This is a genomic window from Methylocystis sp. (genome assembly GCF_051062815.1).
In the GTDB taxonomy this organism is placed as follows: Bacteria; Pseudomonadota; Alphaproteobacteria; order Rhizobiales; family Beijerinckiaceae; genus Methylocystis.
The window spans coordinates 1-12,551 of sequence record NZ_JBPFDU010000045.1; the positions used below are offsets into that span (position 1 = coordinate 1).

At 64.5% G+C, this 12,551-nt stretch carries 15 protein-coding genes; 6 read left to right on the forward strand and 9 right to left on the reverse strand.

All coding sequences use genetic code 11. The features are described 5' to 3' along the window. A partial coding sequence (locus tag ACR65W_RS06890; RefSeq protein ID WP_434502416.1) for a beta-ketoacyl synthase N-terminal-like domain-containing protein occupies window positions 1-861 on the reverse strand: 861 nt, incomplete at its 3' end. Between the two features lie 45 nt (window positions 862-906). Beyond that, entirely contained in the window at window positions 907-1,431 is a 525-nt protein-coding gene (fabA, locus tag ACR65W_RS06895) for a 3-hydroxyacyl-[acyl-carrier-protein] dehydratase FabA (protein WP_014891799.1), read from the reverse strand. A 262-nt stretch (window positions 1,432-1,693) separates the two neighbouring features. Between fabA and irrA the strand changes: the two genes are divergently transcribed. The 3 genes from irrA (at window position 1,694) to ACR65W_RS06910 (ending at window position 3,597) form a co-directional block, all read left to right on the forward strand. Next, window positions 1,694-2,140, forward strand: coding sequence for an iron response transcriptional regulator IrrA (irrA, locus tag ACR65W_RS06900; RefSeq protein WP_014891798.1), 447 nt, complete (start codon window positions 1,694-1,696; stop codon window positions 2,138-2,140). A 99-nt stretch (window positions 2,141-2,239) separates the two neighbouring features. After that, window positions 2,240-3,226, forward strand: coding sequence for a sensor histidine kinase (locus ACR65W_RS06905; RefSeq protein WP_434498707.1), 987 nt, complete (start codon window positions 2,240-2,242; stop codon window positions 3,224-3,226). Then, window positions 3,223-3,597: a response regulator gene (locus ACR65W_RS06910; protein ID WP_434498706.1), complete on the forward strand. Its 375-nt coding sequence runs from the start codon at window positions 3,223-3,225 to the stop codon at window positions 3,595-3,597. Before ACR65W_RS06905 ends, ACR65W_RS06910 begins: the two co-directional genes overlap by 4 nt. Here the strand turns inward: ACR65W_RS06910 and ACR65W_RS06915 are convergent, their stop codons facing one another. Next, window positions 3,598-4,209 carry an SH3 domain-containing protein gene (locus ACR65W_RS06915; protein WP_434498705.1) on the reverse strand — a complete coding sequence of 204 codons (612 nt, stop codon included), beginning with the start codon at window positions 4,207-4,209 and terminating at the stop codon, window positions 3,598-3,600. It abuts the gene before it with no gap. A gap of 190 nt (window positions 4,210-4,399) precedes the next feature. On the opposite strand from ACR65W_RS06915, the gene ACR65W_RS06920 reads away from it, so the two are divergent. Both ACR65W_RS06920 and ACR65W_RS06925 read left to right on the forward strand, forming a co-directional pair. Then, a complete protein-coding gene (locus tag ACR65W_RS06920; protein WP_123174605.1) occupies window positions 4,400-5,395 on the forward strand; it encodes a 2-hydroxyacid dehydrogenase in 996 nt (331 codons plus the stop codon). A gap of 64 nt (window positions 5,396-5,459) precedes the next feature. Then, window positions 5,460-5,948, forward strand: a complete 489-nt coding sequence (locus ACR65W_RS06925) for an META domain-containing protein (protein ID WP_434498704.1) — start codon at window positions 5,460-5,462, stop codon at window positions 5,946-5,948. A 133-nt stretch (window positions 5,949-6,081) separates the two neighbouring features. Here ACR65W_RS06925 and ACR65W_RS06930 read toward each other — a convergent pair whose 3' ends face one another. The 6 genes from ACR65W_RS06930 to ACR65W_RS06955 all read right to left on the reverse strand — a co-directional run bounded on the left by ACR65W_RS06930 (window position 6,082) and on the right by ACR65W_RS06955 (window position 12,189). Next, window positions 6,082-6,900: a universal stress protein gene (locus ACR65W_RS06930; RefSeq protein ID WP_434498702.1), complete on the reverse strand. Its 819-nt coding sequence runs from the start codon at window positions 6,898-6,900 to the stop codon at window positions 6,082-6,084. Window positions 6,901-6,974: 74 nt separating this feature from the next. Continuing rightward, window positions 6,975-8,468: a histidine--tRNA ligase gene (hisS, locus tag ACR65W_RS06935; RefSeq protein ID WP_434498701.1), complete on the reverse strand. Its 1,494-nt coding sequence runs from the start codon at window positions 8,466-8,468 to the stop codon at window positions 6,975-6,977. 111 nt (window positions 8,469-8,579) lie between these two features. Then, window positions 8,580-9,041 carry a GIY-YIG nuclease family protein gene (locus ACR65W_RS06940; protein WP_434498700.1) on the reverse strand — a complete coding sequence of 154 codons (462 nt, stop codon included), beginning with the start codon at window positions 9,039-9,041 and terminating at the stop codon, window positions 8,580-8,582. 274 nt (window positions 9,042-9,315) lie between these two features. Further along, window positions 9,316-11,244, reverse strand: a complete 1,929-nt coding sequence (dxs, locus tag ACR65W_RS06945; RefSeq protein ID WP_434498699.1) for a 1-deoxy-D-xylulose-5-phosphate synthase — start codon at window positions 11,242-11,244, stop codon at window positions 9,316-9,318. A gap of 149 nt (window positions 11,245-11,393) precedes the next feature. Then, the gene (locus ACR65W_RS06950; protein ID WP_434498698.1) at window positions 11,394-11,975 is read right to left on the reverse strand and encodes a L,D-transpeptidase; all 582 of its coding nucleotides are present in this window, start codon (window positions 11,973-11,975) and stop codon (window positions 11,394-11,396) included. A 58-nt stretch (window positions 11,976-12,033) separates the two neighbouring features. Then, on the reverse strand, window positions 12,034-12,189 hold the full coding sequence (locus ACR65W_RS06955) for a hypothetical protein (RefSeq protein WP_434498697.1): 156 nt from the start codon (window positions 12,187-12,189) through the stop codon (window positions 12,034-12,036). A gap of 67 nt (window positions 12,190-12,256) precedes the next feature. On the opposite strand from ACR65W_RS06955, the gene lptM reads away from it, so the two are divergent. Then, window positions 12,257-12,547 carry an LPS translocon maturation chaperone LptM gene (gene lptM, locus ACR65W_RS06960; protein WP_434498696.1) on the forward strand — a complete coding sequence of 97 codons (291 nt, stop codon included), beginning with the start codon at window positions 12,257-12,259 and terminating at the stop codon, window positions 12,545-12,547. Window positions 12,548-12,551 lie beyond the last annotated feature (4 nt).

Below are 12,551 nucleotides of genomic sequence, written 5' to 3' on the forward strand. Positions count from 1 at the left end.
CTTCACCGTCGCGAGCGCCTGCTGCATGCAGCGCACCGCGCCTTCGCCCGAGGGCGCCACCATGTCATGGCCGTCGGAGGTCGCCCCATAGCCGGCGACTTCGGCGTAGATCTTCGCGCCGCGCGCCTTGGCGTGTTCGAATTCTTCGAGCACCAGCACCCCGGCGCCGCCGGCGATGACGAATCCGTCGCGATTCTTGTCATAGGCGCGCGAGGCCGTCGCCGGACGATCATTATAGGAGGAGGACATGGCGCCCATCGCGTCGAAGAGGACCGACAGCTCCCACTCCAGCTCCTCGCAACCGCCCGCGAACATCATGTCCTGTTTGCCATACTGAATCAGTTCGTAGGCGTTGCCGATGCAGTGATTGGACGTGGCGCAGGCCGACGAGATCGAATAGTTGACGCCCTTGATCTTGAACCAGACCGCAAGCGTCGCCGAGGCGGTCGAAGACATGCATTTGGGCACGGCGAAAGGACCGACGCGCTTGGGTCCTTTGGTGCGGGTGATGTCGGCGGATTCGACGAGCGTGTGGGTCGAGGGGCCGCCGGACCCCATGATGATTCCGGTGCGCGCGTTGGAGATTTCCGCTTCGGTCAGGCCGGCGTCGGCGATCGCCTGATCCATGGCGACGTGGTTCCACGCCGTGCCTGTCGCATGGAAGCGCATGGCGCGCCGGTCGACGAGCGTCGAGGGGTCGAGCGACGGCATTCCGTACACCTGCGAACGGAAGCCGAGTTCGGCGTATTTCTCCGCGCGGGCGATGCCCGACTTCGCCTCGCGCAGCGAAGCGATCACTTCCTGGGTGGTGTTGCCGATCGACGACACAATCCCCATGCCGGTGACGACGACTCGTCTCATTGGTCCAACTCCTTGGCGGCGCTTTCCCGCGCCTTTGTGTGCGCTTCAGGCGGCGGCCGGCGCCTCGGCCTTGGCGAGCCCAACCTTCAAATCCTTCGCCTCATAGATGCGCTCTCCGTCCGCCGCGACCCAGCCGTCGGCGATGCCGAGCACAAGCTTGCCCTTGAAGACGCGCTTAAAGTCGATGCCGTAGGTCACCTTTTTCACGGTCGGGCGAACTTGCCCGCTGAATTTCACCTCGCCGACGCCCAGCGCCATGCCGCGGCCCGGATTGTCGAGCCAGGCGAGATAGAAGCCGACCATCTGCCACAGCGCGTCGAGGCCAAGGCAGCCCGGCATCACGGGATTGCCCTTGAAATGGCAGTCGAAGAACCAAAGGCTCGGCTTAATGTCGAGTTCGGCGCGCATGTAGCCTTTGCCGTGCTCGCCGCCGTCTTCGAAGATCTCGGTGATCCGGTCGAACATCAGCATCGGCGGAAGCGGCAGCTGGGCATTGCCCGGGCCGAACAGCTTCTCCTCGCCGCATGCCAGTAAATCCTCGTAGCCGAATGAGGAGCGCCTTTCGCCCATCGTCCTTTGTTCCTCGCGTTGGAGCCTTTGAAGGCCCATTCTTCCCCAAGCGCCCTAAAGGGCGCGCCCTTATCTTTTTAGCGCCGGCGGCGGCGCCGCTCTTATCCGCTTTTGGGCGAAGCGATCCGTAACATAGCCTCGCCCGGGCCGGAAGCGCCGTCGCAAGCGGGGTCGCAACAGCCGGGCGGCGTTGAATTTCCCGCCGTTCCCCCTATGATGCCATGTAGAAAACCGCGAGAGTGGAAAACCGCGAGCCGCTGCAATGGACGCCGAGCCGAATTCGACCGTTCCGCCAGACTGTGCGCCGCGCAAGCGCGTCGCAGAGTTGCTGGCCGACGCGGGGCTGCGGCCGACCCGTCAGCGGCTGTCGCTCGGCGAGTTGCTGTTTGGACAGAGCGGCGATCGTCATGTGACGGCGGAGCGGCTCTACGAAGAGGCGCTCGCCGCCAATCTCTCCGTGTCCCTCGCGACCGTGTACAATGCGCTTCACCAGTTCACCCAGGCAGGCCTGCTGCGGGAGATCGCCGTCGACGGCGCCCGAGTGTATTTCGACACCAATACCGCCGACCACCATCATTTTCTTCTCGAAGACGACGGAGAGCTTTACGATATCGCCGGCGCGAATGTCTCGGTCTCCGATCTTCCTCAGCCGCCCGACGGTTTGCGCGTCGCACGCGTAGATGTCGTGGTGCGTCTTCGCCGCGCCTAAGCCCGCCCTATATTCCGGGAGACGACAAGTTTCGAAGCAGCTCGACATCGCCGCAGGGCCGTCGAGACCTATTCGAAAACCAGGGCGGGGCGAGGAGCAATGTCGCAGCGGGCGAGCCAACAGGAATCCGAGATCACCTACGCGCAGTTCAAGGCGCTCGCCAATTCCATACCGAATCTTGCCTGGATGGCGCGACCGGATGGCTGGGTGTTTTGGTACAATGACCGGTGGTACGAATATACCGGCACGACTCCCGAGGAGATGGCGGGATGGGGCTGGCAATCGGTACATCATCCGGGCGTGCTGCCCAAGATGCTGGAGCGCTGGACGCATGCGATCCAGCACGGCGAATTTTTCCAAATGATCTTTCCGCTCAGAGGCGCCGACGGGCTCTACCGGCCATTTCTGACGCGCATCGAACCGCTGCGCGAGAACGGCGCCGTCGTCGGCTGGTTCGGCACGAACACCGACGTCACCGAACAGGAACGCGACCGCGAACGCCTGCAGCTTCTGATCCACGAGCTCAACCATCGCGTCAAGAATACGCTTGCGACGGTTCACTCGATCGCTTTGCATTCATTGCGCGAATTGAAGCAGAATTCGGTGGAGCTCTTTGAGAATCGTCTGCTGGCGCTCGCCGCCGTGCATGACGTGCTGACCCGCGAAAACTGGACGAAGGCGCAGGTCGACGAACTCGTGCGTACTGCGATCGCCCCGGCGGGCCAGGAGAATTTCGACATTTCAGGAGCGCCTGTCGACGTCTGCCCGCGCATCGCGGCGGCCTTGGCGATGACGCTGCATGAATTGTGCACGAACGCCGTCAGACACGGATCGCTCTCGGCGCCGAGCGGACGAGTCGCCGTCGAGTGGAGCGTTGACGCCAAAGGACGCACGCCTAAGCTCCATCTCGTCTGGCGCGAATACGGCGGACCGCCGATCTCGCCCCCATTGGTCAAAGGATTTGGCATGCGCCTGATCGAGAAAACGCTAGCGTCCGAAGCGGGCGCGCGGATCGCGGTCGAATTCCCCTGCGAAGGATTTCGCTGCGAGATGGACATTCCTCTTGGCGTGGAAGTGCTCAAATGAACACGCCTCGCGTCCTGATCGTCGAAGACGAGGCCGTGATCGCCATGGCGCTCGAAATGTTTCTCGAGGAGCTTGGCGCGCAAGTCGTCGCCACCGCGGGCAATGTGCAGGACGCGCTGCAAAAGGCGACGAGCGAAGATTTCGATATCGCCTTTCTCGACGTCAACCTCAATGGCCAGAAGGCTCATGTTCTCCCCGGCGTTCTGGAGCGCCGGCATAAGCCCTTCGCCTTCGTGACCGGTTACGGCGAACAGGGCGTGCTTGAGGCGCATGCCGATGCGCCGGTCGTCGCCAAGCCCTTCAGTCGGGACGCCGTTTCGACGGCGTTGGAGAAACTCAAGAGCCGCCTGCCGGGCGGTCCATCCGGCTGACTATTCGAATTTCTCGCCCGGATAGACGCCCCAGAGATTTTCCTGCGCCATATAGCCGTCAAAGCCCTTGCCGGCGATGCGGCACCATTTGCCGTCGCAGCTGCGCAAATTGCCGATGACGCCGGGGCCGAGCTTGGCCGCGGGCGTCGAATGATCGGCGGCGACGAGCAGTTGCGGCTCCTTTTTCCACGGCGCAACCAAGGCGGTGCGCCGTCCGGAGAGCAGCGAGTGCAGCACCCAGCCTTCGGCGCCTTCGGAATCGCGGATCTTGCGCCAGGTTTCGAATTCGGCGGTGATCTCGACGGGGAGCGCAGCGCGTTCGAAGATCCACAGAGTCGGATGTTCCTTGCTCGGCCCCTCGCGAACATTGACCCGATCCGATTTGAGGCTGACGTAGCGGGGCAAGGGCAGGCCGCTCACCGGCCCCTTCTGCGGCTCCTGAGCGTCGGCGTGCGCTGCGCAAAAAAGCGCGCATAGGAGCGCGGCGAAAACCGCGCGGCGACGCTTTTGGAAAAATTCCTGAGCGTTTGAGAAGGCTGCCGAAATTGGCGCAGATTCTGTATTTATTCGCGACATGGTGGACTGATCGCTCGCTTGTCTTTGGCCCGTCATCTGCTAGGAAGTCGAATGCGTCCGCCGAGGAGGCGTATTGGTTTTGTCGCTGACCGTCGTTAAGACCCGGTTGAAGCCGGCGAAACTCGCCGGCGTCTTTTCATCCGCCGCGGCGACGCGGCGACGATCATAGCGCAATCGCAGAAACGCTGCTGCAACACAACATGAACGCGGAGGCACGACCAGGGATATGCCGAAAAAGAAGCCGCTCGTTGTCGTGTCGCGCCGGCTGCCCGAGGTCATCGAAACCCGCATGTGCGAGCTGTTCGACACGCGCCTCAACGAAAGCGACAAGCCGCTCACGCATGACGAACTCGTCGAGGCCATGCGCACGGCCGACGTGCTGGTGCCGACCATCACCGACCGTATCGATTCCCATCTGATCGCCCAGGCCGGCGAGCAAATGAAGCTGATCGCCAATTTTGGCAATGGCGTCGACAATATCGACGTCGCCTCGGCGCTCGATCGCTCCATCACCGTCACCAACACGCCCGGCGTTCTGACCGAAGACACGGCCGACATGACGATGGCGCTGATCCTTTCGGTGGCGCGTCGTCTCGTCGAAGGCGCGAGCGCCATTCCCGACGGCGCTTGGGCGGGCTGGTCGCCGACCTGGATGCTCGGCCACAGGATCACCGGCAAGAGGCTCGGCATCGTCGGCATGGGCCGGATCGGCCAAGCCTTGGCGCGGCGGGCGAAAAGCTTTGGACTTTCAATCCATTACCATAATCGTCGGCGGGTCTCGGCCGATCTCGAAGAGCAATTGGAGGCGACCTATTGGGAATCGCTCGATCAGATGCTGGCGCGAGTCGACGTCGTGTCGATCCACTGTCCGCATACGCCGGCGACCTATCATCTTCTCTCCGCCCGCAGACTGGCGCATCTGCGTCCCCACGCCATTCTGATCAATACCGCGCGCGGCGAAATCGTCGACGAGAACGCGCTGGTGCGCATGCTTGAAGCGGGTGAGATGGCCGGCGCCGGCCTCGACGTGTTCGAGCATGAACCCGCCGTCTCTCCCAAATTATTGAAGCTCGCCAAGGCCGGGAAGGTTACGCTGCTCCCGCATATGGGCTCGGCGACCATCGAAAGCCGCATCGATATGGGCGAGAAAGTGATCATCAACATCAAAACCTTCATGGACGGCCACCGGCCGCCTGACCGCGTCCTGCCGAGCATGCTATAAGGCGCTGCGCCGCGGGCCGGGACCGACTGGCGCGGGTCGCCTTATGGGGAGGATGATTGACGCGATGAACAGGATTTTGCTCGCCTTAGCCGCCTCGCTCTGCGCCATTGCGCTCGCCGCCGCGCCAGCCGACGCCAAGAGCCGCGCAAAACCGCCTCAGGGCGCGGAGCAGAAGCAACCGGAAGACGAAAACAAGGAGACGGGCGGCATTCCGCGCTATCAGCCGTTCCCGCACAACCAGAACTTCGTGCTCAAGGAGATCAACGGCAAAGCGCCGCCGGTGGAGATGTGGATCTCCATCGACTCAACCGGCCGCGCCAACGGTTTTTCGGGCTGCAAGAACTGGTCCGGCATCTTCATCATCGGCCCCAACCGGCTCGGACCGCGCACCATGCCGGCGGTCAACGAACGGAAATGTGAAGGCCCGCTTGCCGCCTTCGAGCGCGACTATTGGGCGGTCCTGCTCTCGGGGCCGTTCTGGGACACGAAGGGCGACGACCTCTTCCTGAAGGGCGCGCAGGGCGGCGTGCTGCATTTCCAGCGCTCGCTCTAAAACCGGCGCGACCGCTGCCCGACGCTCGCGCGTTGAGCGAGATTTCCGAATCGGCTCTCAAGATTCAGACCGCGATTCCCGCATCCCGATCAGGCCTTCGGCCTGTCGGGAATGAGCGGCGATGCGCCGGCGATTATTTCACCGGCGACGCGAGCAGCGGACAGGGCGCCTCGTGCAGCACACGCTGCGTCGTCGAGCCGCGCAGCGCCTCCAGCAGGCCCTTTCGGCCACGCGTCGGCATGGCGATCATGTCGGCCTTGATCTCCTGCGCATAGGCGAGAATGGTTTCGACGACGGGGCCGCGGCGCAACTCGATATGCGGCAGCAGCCCTTCAAAAAGCGGCAGTTCGTCGCCAACGTGCAGCATCATGACGTCGGCGGCCGGGTTGAGACAATGCGCGAGCGCGGCGACGTGGCGGAAGGCGTCGAGCGGCGAGACCGTCGCCTCGACCGGCATCAGCACCGTATTGAGCGAGACGGCGCCCGTCTCCCGGTCGACGAAGCCTTTCTGGTCCTCGCGCAGGAACAGCGCCGGCACATGCGTCTCGCGCGCCGTTTCCTCGGCGACCGAGCTGGCGAGCAGACGCTCCAGAGCGCTGCGCGGCCGGGTCATCATCACAAGAAGATCGCACAGGTGCCGCTCGACATAGGCGGTGACGCCGACGACGGGCGATTCCGATTCGACCGACGCCTTGACGATTTTGACGCCGAGCTGTTCGGCCGCCTCGGCGCGCGTCGCGGTCGGCGAGATCATCTTCCAGCGCGCCAGCATTTCGCGCACCTGCGGAAAGCGATCCCAATCATCCTCCTCGGTCTCGGGCGCTTCGATATGCAGAATGTGCAACATGCTCTTGCAGGCCACGGCGATCCGCAGCGCATGCGCGAAGGCGTCCTGGCTCGCGAAGGAGAGATCGGTGGGATGGACGATTGATTTGGGCGTGTCGCCATTCATCTGCGTTTGCTCCTCTACCCCTTCGCAAAACTATACGCGCTAGCGCGCCTGGCAATGATCAGCTTCGCCGCAGGTTAAATTTGTTCCTTGAGCGCCTTTTGGACCTCTTCGACCAGCTCGGCTTCCGGCACGGCGAATTGGGCGGGACGAAGCGCCTTCCATTGCTCGTTGGTGGCGATATTGGCGGCGGCCTTCGCGCCGGCGACGAGATCCTTGATGGTGACCTCGCCGCGCGCTTTTTCGTCGGAGCCCTGGATGATCGCAAGCGGGCTGTTGCGCCGGTCGGCGTATTTCATCTGCGCCTTCATGCCCGAAGCGCCGAGATAGATTTCGGCGGCGATCCCGGCGCCCCGCAGCTGCGCCGCGATCCGCTGATAGTCGGCGAGCCTCTCGCGATCGAGGACCAGCACCACGACCGGGCCGACATGCGGACGCGCCGAGACGATCGGGCTGCCGATGAGCTTCAAGGCCGCGAAGAGCCTTGAAACGCCGATCGAGAAGCCGGTCGCCGGCGTATTTTCCGATCTGAAACGCCCGACGAGACCGTCGTAACGGCCACCGCCCCCCACGGAGCCGAAGCGCACGGGATTTCCCTTCTCGTCTTTGGTTTCGAAGGTGAGGTCGGCCTCGAAAACGGGGCCGGTGTAATATTCGAGGCCGCGCACGACGGAAGGGTCGACGCGGATGCGATCCGGCCCAAAGCCCGCGTCGCGCGCGAGATCCTCGATTTCTAGAAGCTCCTCCGCGCCCTGGGCGCCGACCTCGCTCTTGCCGAGCAGGCCGAAGAGATCGAAAGCCGGCGCGCCGTCGCGATATTGTCCCCCGAGGCTGAAGGACAGGATCGTGTCGATCGCCGGCAGAGGGAGCCCCGCGCCCTTGGTGAAATCCCCGCTTTCGTCCTTGCGGCCCTCGCCAAGCAACTGCCGGACGCCGTCGGGGCCCAGCCGGTCGAGCTTGTCGATGGCGCGCAACACGACGAGGCGGCGGCCCGCGTTCTCCTCGCCGGCAAGGCCGATCGACTGCATCACGCCGTCAAGCACCTTGCGGCTGTTGATCTTGATGACGTAGTCGCCGCGGGCGATCCCTAAGCGCTCCATGGCGTCCGCCGCCATCATGCAGATCTCGGCGTCGGCGGCCGGCGAGGCGGAGCCGACCGTGTCGGCGTCGAACTGCATGAACTGCCGAAACCGCCCCGGCCCCGGCTTCTCGTTCCGGTAGACATGGCCAACGCGATAGGACCGATAGGGCTTTGGCAGCCGGTCGAAGTTCTGCGCGACGAAACGCGCCAGCGGCGCGGTCAGGTCGTAGCGCAGCGATAGCCACTGCTCGTCGTCGTCCTGAAAGGAGAAGACGCCCTCATTCGGCCGATCCTGGTCGGGCAGGAACTTGCCGAGCGCGTCCGTGTATTCGATCGCCGGCGTCTCGAGCGCCTCGAAGCCGTAGAGCTCATAGACCTCGCGGATGACGTCGAGCATCCGGGCGGTGGCGGCGAGTTCGCCGGCCTCGCGGTCAGCGAGCCCGCGCGGCGTGCGCGCTTCAACTTTGGTTTTGATTTCGTCTTTGGACATCCAGACCTGTTCCGATGCGCGCGCCACCCTCCCCTCGAGGGGGAGGGTCGCGCCGAAGGCGCGGGGTGGGGTGAGCGCCCGCGATCGGGGAATCCACCCCCTTCCGCGCGGCTACGCCGCGCGACCTCCCCTCTTAAGGGGGAGGTGGGCCGCCTTCCTAGCATTTTCCCAGTCGGAAGGAAGCGCCGCGCCTTTCGGGAGAAGACGCAAATGCGCTGCGCAGCGACGGCAGTCGGAGCTGCCGAAGCCGGCGATCGGGATTGGTAGATCGGAGAGCGCGGCGTTGAGGACGCATTCGTCGCCCTGTTCCTCAACAAAGGCGCCGAGCAGGCTCGCAGCTGCGGTGAGCTGGTCGATATGCCAGTGGGCTCGCTTGTGCGGCCGCATGTGTCGCGCCAGTCGCGCCCGCAATCCGCCGGGGCCTCGCGCCGAGCCGCAATAAAGATAATCGCCGGCGGGAAGCGTCGCTGAGATTTTCCCGACGCGAACGTCGAGCGGCGAGGCGAGGCGCAGCCAGAGGGCATAGGCGCCTGGGGCAGCTGGGGCGGAGACGGCGGGGGCGCAAAAAATCATCAGCATGCTCAATCAAAATCCCAGGCGCCAAACCCTCTCCCACAGGGAGAGGGTGGCTGCGGAGCAGCCGGGTGAGGGGTTTGGCTCTGGCGATTTTATTCGCATCGAAGAGAATTTCGTCGGGCGGACCCTCGCTCAAGCCCGAAATGCAAGCGAGTCCCCTCTCCCGGTCGCCTTCGGCGACCACCTCTCCCCGCAGGGAGAGGGTTCGCGCCCGCCGCGCGGCCGCGCCAAGTTTTTTATGCAGACTTCCGCGAAATGTTGGTGCGGCCGCTTACGCGATCATCACCCGCGCCGCGGCCTTTTCGTCGCCCAAGAGCTCCAGCGCCTTGCCGACGATCGCCTTGCTGTCGAGCATCGCCTTGGCGATCATCAACTCATGCTTGTCATGATCAATGTAGGCGTCCGGCAGAGTCATGCTGCGGAACTTGAACGCGCCGCGCACGCCGTCCAGCATCCCATCTTCGGAGAGCGCCTGAAAGACCTGGGCGCCAAAACCGCCGATGGATCCTTCTTCGACGACGATAAGCGCCTCGTGGTTGGCGGCGAGCCGGCGCAGCAGGTCACGGTCGATGGGCTTGGCGAAGCGGGCGTCGGCAACGGTGGTCGAGACGCCGTAGTTTTCGAGCTCCGCCGCCGCCTTCAGCGAGTCGGCGAGCCGCGTGCCGAGCGAGAGGATCGCGACCTTCGAACCCTCGCGCAGGATACGGCCCTTGCCGATCTCGAGAATTTCGCCGCGTTCCGGCAGGTCGACGCCGAGCCCCTCGCCGCGCGGATAGCGGAAGGCGCTCGGGCCGTCATCATAGGCGGCCGCCGTCGCCACCATATGCATCAACTCGCCCTCGTCTGAGGGCGCCATGATGACGAATCCCGGCAGGCAGCCGAGATAGGCCAGATCGAAAGCGCCGGCATGCGTCGGACCGTCGGCGCCGACGAGGCCGGCGCGGTCGATGGCGAAGCGCACCGGCAGGTTCTGGATCGCCACGTCGTGGACGACCTGATCGTAGCCGCGCTGCAGGAAGGTCGAGTACAGCGCGCAGAAGGGCTTATAGCCCTCGCAGGCGAGGCCGGCCGCGAAAGTGACGGCGTGCTGCTCGGCGATGGCCACGTCGAAGGTGCGATGCGGGAAGGCCTTGCCGAAAATATCGAGGCCGGTGCCCGATGGCATCGCCGCCGTGATGGCGACGATCTTGTCGTCATGTTCGGCTTCGGCGACCAGCGCCTTGGCGAAAATATTCGTATAAGTCGGCGCATTGGCCTTGGGCTTGATCTGGATGCCGGTCGCGACGTCGAATTTATTGACGGCGTGGCATTTGTCGGCCGATTCCTCCGCCGGCCCAAATCCCTTGCCCTTCTGCGTGACGACGTGAACCAGGACAGGCCCGTCGTCCTTGTCGCGGACGTTCTTGAGCACGGGCAACAAATGGTCGAGATTGTGGCCGTCGATCGGCCCGACATAATAGAAGCCGAGCTCCTCGAACATCGTGCCGCCGGTGATGAAGCTGCGCGAGAACTCCTCGGCCTTGCGGGCTTTGTCGTAGATGAAGCGCGGCAAATGGCTGGCGAGCTGTTTGGCGGCCTCGCGGATCGAGCGGTACGCGCCGCCCGAAACCAGGCGGGCGAGATAGGCGGACATGGCGCCCGTGGGCGGGGCGATCGACATGTCATTGTCGTTCAGAATGACGATCAGGCGAGAGTGCAGCGCCCCGGCGTTGTTCAGCGCCTCATAGGCCATGCCGGCCGACATCGAGCTGTCGCCGATCACCGCCACCACGTGATTGTCGCCGTCGGCGAGATCGCGCGCGACGGCCATGCCGAGGCCGGCCGAAATGGAGGTCGAGGAATGGCCGGCGCCGAAGGCGTCATATTCGCTTTCGGCGCGCTTGGTGAAGCCGGACAGGCCGCCGCCCATGCGCAGCGAGCGGATGCGGTCGCGCCTGCCGGTGAGGATCTTGTGCGGATAGGTCTGGTGGCCGACGTCCCAGATCACTTTGTCCCGCGGCGTGTCGAAAACATAGTGCAGGGCGACCGTCAGCTCGACGACGCCCAGGCCCGCGCCAAGATGGCCGCCGGTCACGGACACGGCGTCGATCGTCTCGCGCCGCAAATCCTCCGCGACCTGCTTGAGCTCGTTGGGACGAAGCTTGCGCAGATCTTCGGGGGAGGCGATGCGATCGAGAAGGGGTGTTTTGGATGTCGTCAATGTCTCTCTCTGCTCGTCAACAACAAGCGCCAGAAATCCGAGCATTACCCGTTAATAAGTAGCCCGGCAAACGCGCCGCGGCATCCATTTCGATTCAGTCCGAGAGTGTTGCCGAGATGCAACGCCGGACGCCGCGGGACCCGGCAGACCTAGAAGGGGGAGTAGCTCTCCATGCTGAAGCCGAAGGACGGCTCTTCGTAAACAGGGCGTGGTCGCCGCGTCATGCGTGGACGCTCGGCCGCTTGGCGCCCGCCCTCCTGGCGCTCCGCCTCCTGGCGGCCGGCCGCGCGGCGGGCGCCGCCGGTGATTTCGATCGTCGCCCCGTGCTTTTCCACCCAATCGAAGAGTTGCCGCGCGTTCGGAACCGCGAGCCGCACGCAGCCGTGGGAGAGCGGACGGCCCAAACCGCGCTCATAGCTCCCGTGAATGGCGAGGCCGCGGGGCGAAAAGAAGATGGCGTAGGGCATCGGCGCCTGATCATATTCATCGGAATGATGATCGGCCTCCATGCGCATGACACTGTAGGTTCCGGTCGGCGTTTCATATCCTCGGCGGCCGCTTGAGATTTTCCAGTTGACAGTCTCGCCCTGCGGCGTGACCGCCTCGAGCCTTTGCGCCGCAAGGTCGATGCGCACGCGCACCGCAGCGCCGGCAGGGGCCGCCGTGAATAAAACAGCCGCGGCAAGAGCTGCGAATAAACGCGGAACGCTGACCATGCTTGACCTAAACACGCAGACGCCAAATCGTAAAGGCGCGCCGATGGAAGGCCCGGCTTTTGGCGCTTTTCGGTTAATTTGGCTCCTTCGAGCGCCGCGTCCAGCGCAGCTGAGGTGCGGTCACGTCGACGGCGATCATTAACGCCGCGCCCCGTTCCATTTTGGAACAGCATAGCTCGTGCTCGCGCACGCGGCGCGCCTCGCCCGCAAAGAAGCCGATCTTCGTCACGCCCGCGCCCTCGCCTTTTTTTGCTTCATCGCTATAGTGCGCGGGCTCTCCCCTGGGACGAATCGCCGTGACGCCTCCATTGCCGCTCCTCACCCGCCGCCCCTTGGCGGTTCTTGCGCTGGCGCTCGTCGCCGCGAGCCTTTGCGCTTGCGGCCGGCGCGGGCCTGTGGAGCTGCCGCCCGAAACTCAGGCGCGCGGGGCGATCCTGCGGGCGGAAGCGGAGGCGAGAGCGGCGCGCGGGGCGCCGCGGCCGGCGGCCGGCGCTCCTGAAACCTCTCTCCCGCCGCCGCCGATCCCGGGCACCATCGGCAATCGACCGCCGGCGCAATATCCCTTCCCGCTCGACCCGCTGCTGTAAGCCG

Coding starts and splice junctions, on each gene's coding strand:
- fabA (WP_014891799.1), bottom strand. CDS start 1,431: ATGGGCGAAAGGCGCTCCTCATTCGGCTACGAGGATTTACTGGCATGC.
- ACR65W_RS06910 (WP_434498706.1), top strand. CDS start 3,223: ATGAACACGCCTCGCGTCCTGATCGTCGAAGACGAGGCCGTGATCGCC.
- ACR65W_RS06940 (WP_434498700.1), bottom strand. CDS start 9,041: ATGATTTTTTGCGCCCCCGCCGTCTCCGCCCCAGCTGCCCCAGGCGCC.
- hisS (WP_434498701.1), bottom strand. CDS start 8,468: ATGTCCAAAGACGAAATCAAAACCAAAGTTGAAGCGCGCACGCCGCGC.
- ACR65W_RS06925 (WP_434498704.1), top strand. CDS start 5,460: ATGAACAGGATTTTGCTCGCCTTAGCCGCCTCGCTCTGCGCCATTGCG.
- ACR65W_RS06930 (WP_434498702.1), bottom strand. CDS start 6,900: ATGAATGGCGACACGCCCAAATCAATCGTCCATCCCACCGATCTCTCC.
- ACR65W_RS06915 (WP_434498705.1), bottom strand. CDS start 4,209: ATGACGGGCCAAAGACAAGCGAGCGATCAGTCCACCATGTCGCGAATA.
- ACR65W_RS06905 (WP_434498707.1), top strand. CDS start 2,240: ATGTCGCAGCGGGCGAGCCAACAGGAATCCGAGATCACCTACGCGCAG.
- ACR65W_RS06920 (WP_123174605.1), top strand. CDS start 4,400: ATGCCGAAAAAGAAGCCGCTCGTTGTCGTGTCGCGCCGGCTGCCCGAG.
- irrA (WP_014891798.1), top strand. CDS start 1,694: ATGGACGCCGAGCCGAATTCGACCGTTCCGCCAGACTGTGCGCCGCGC.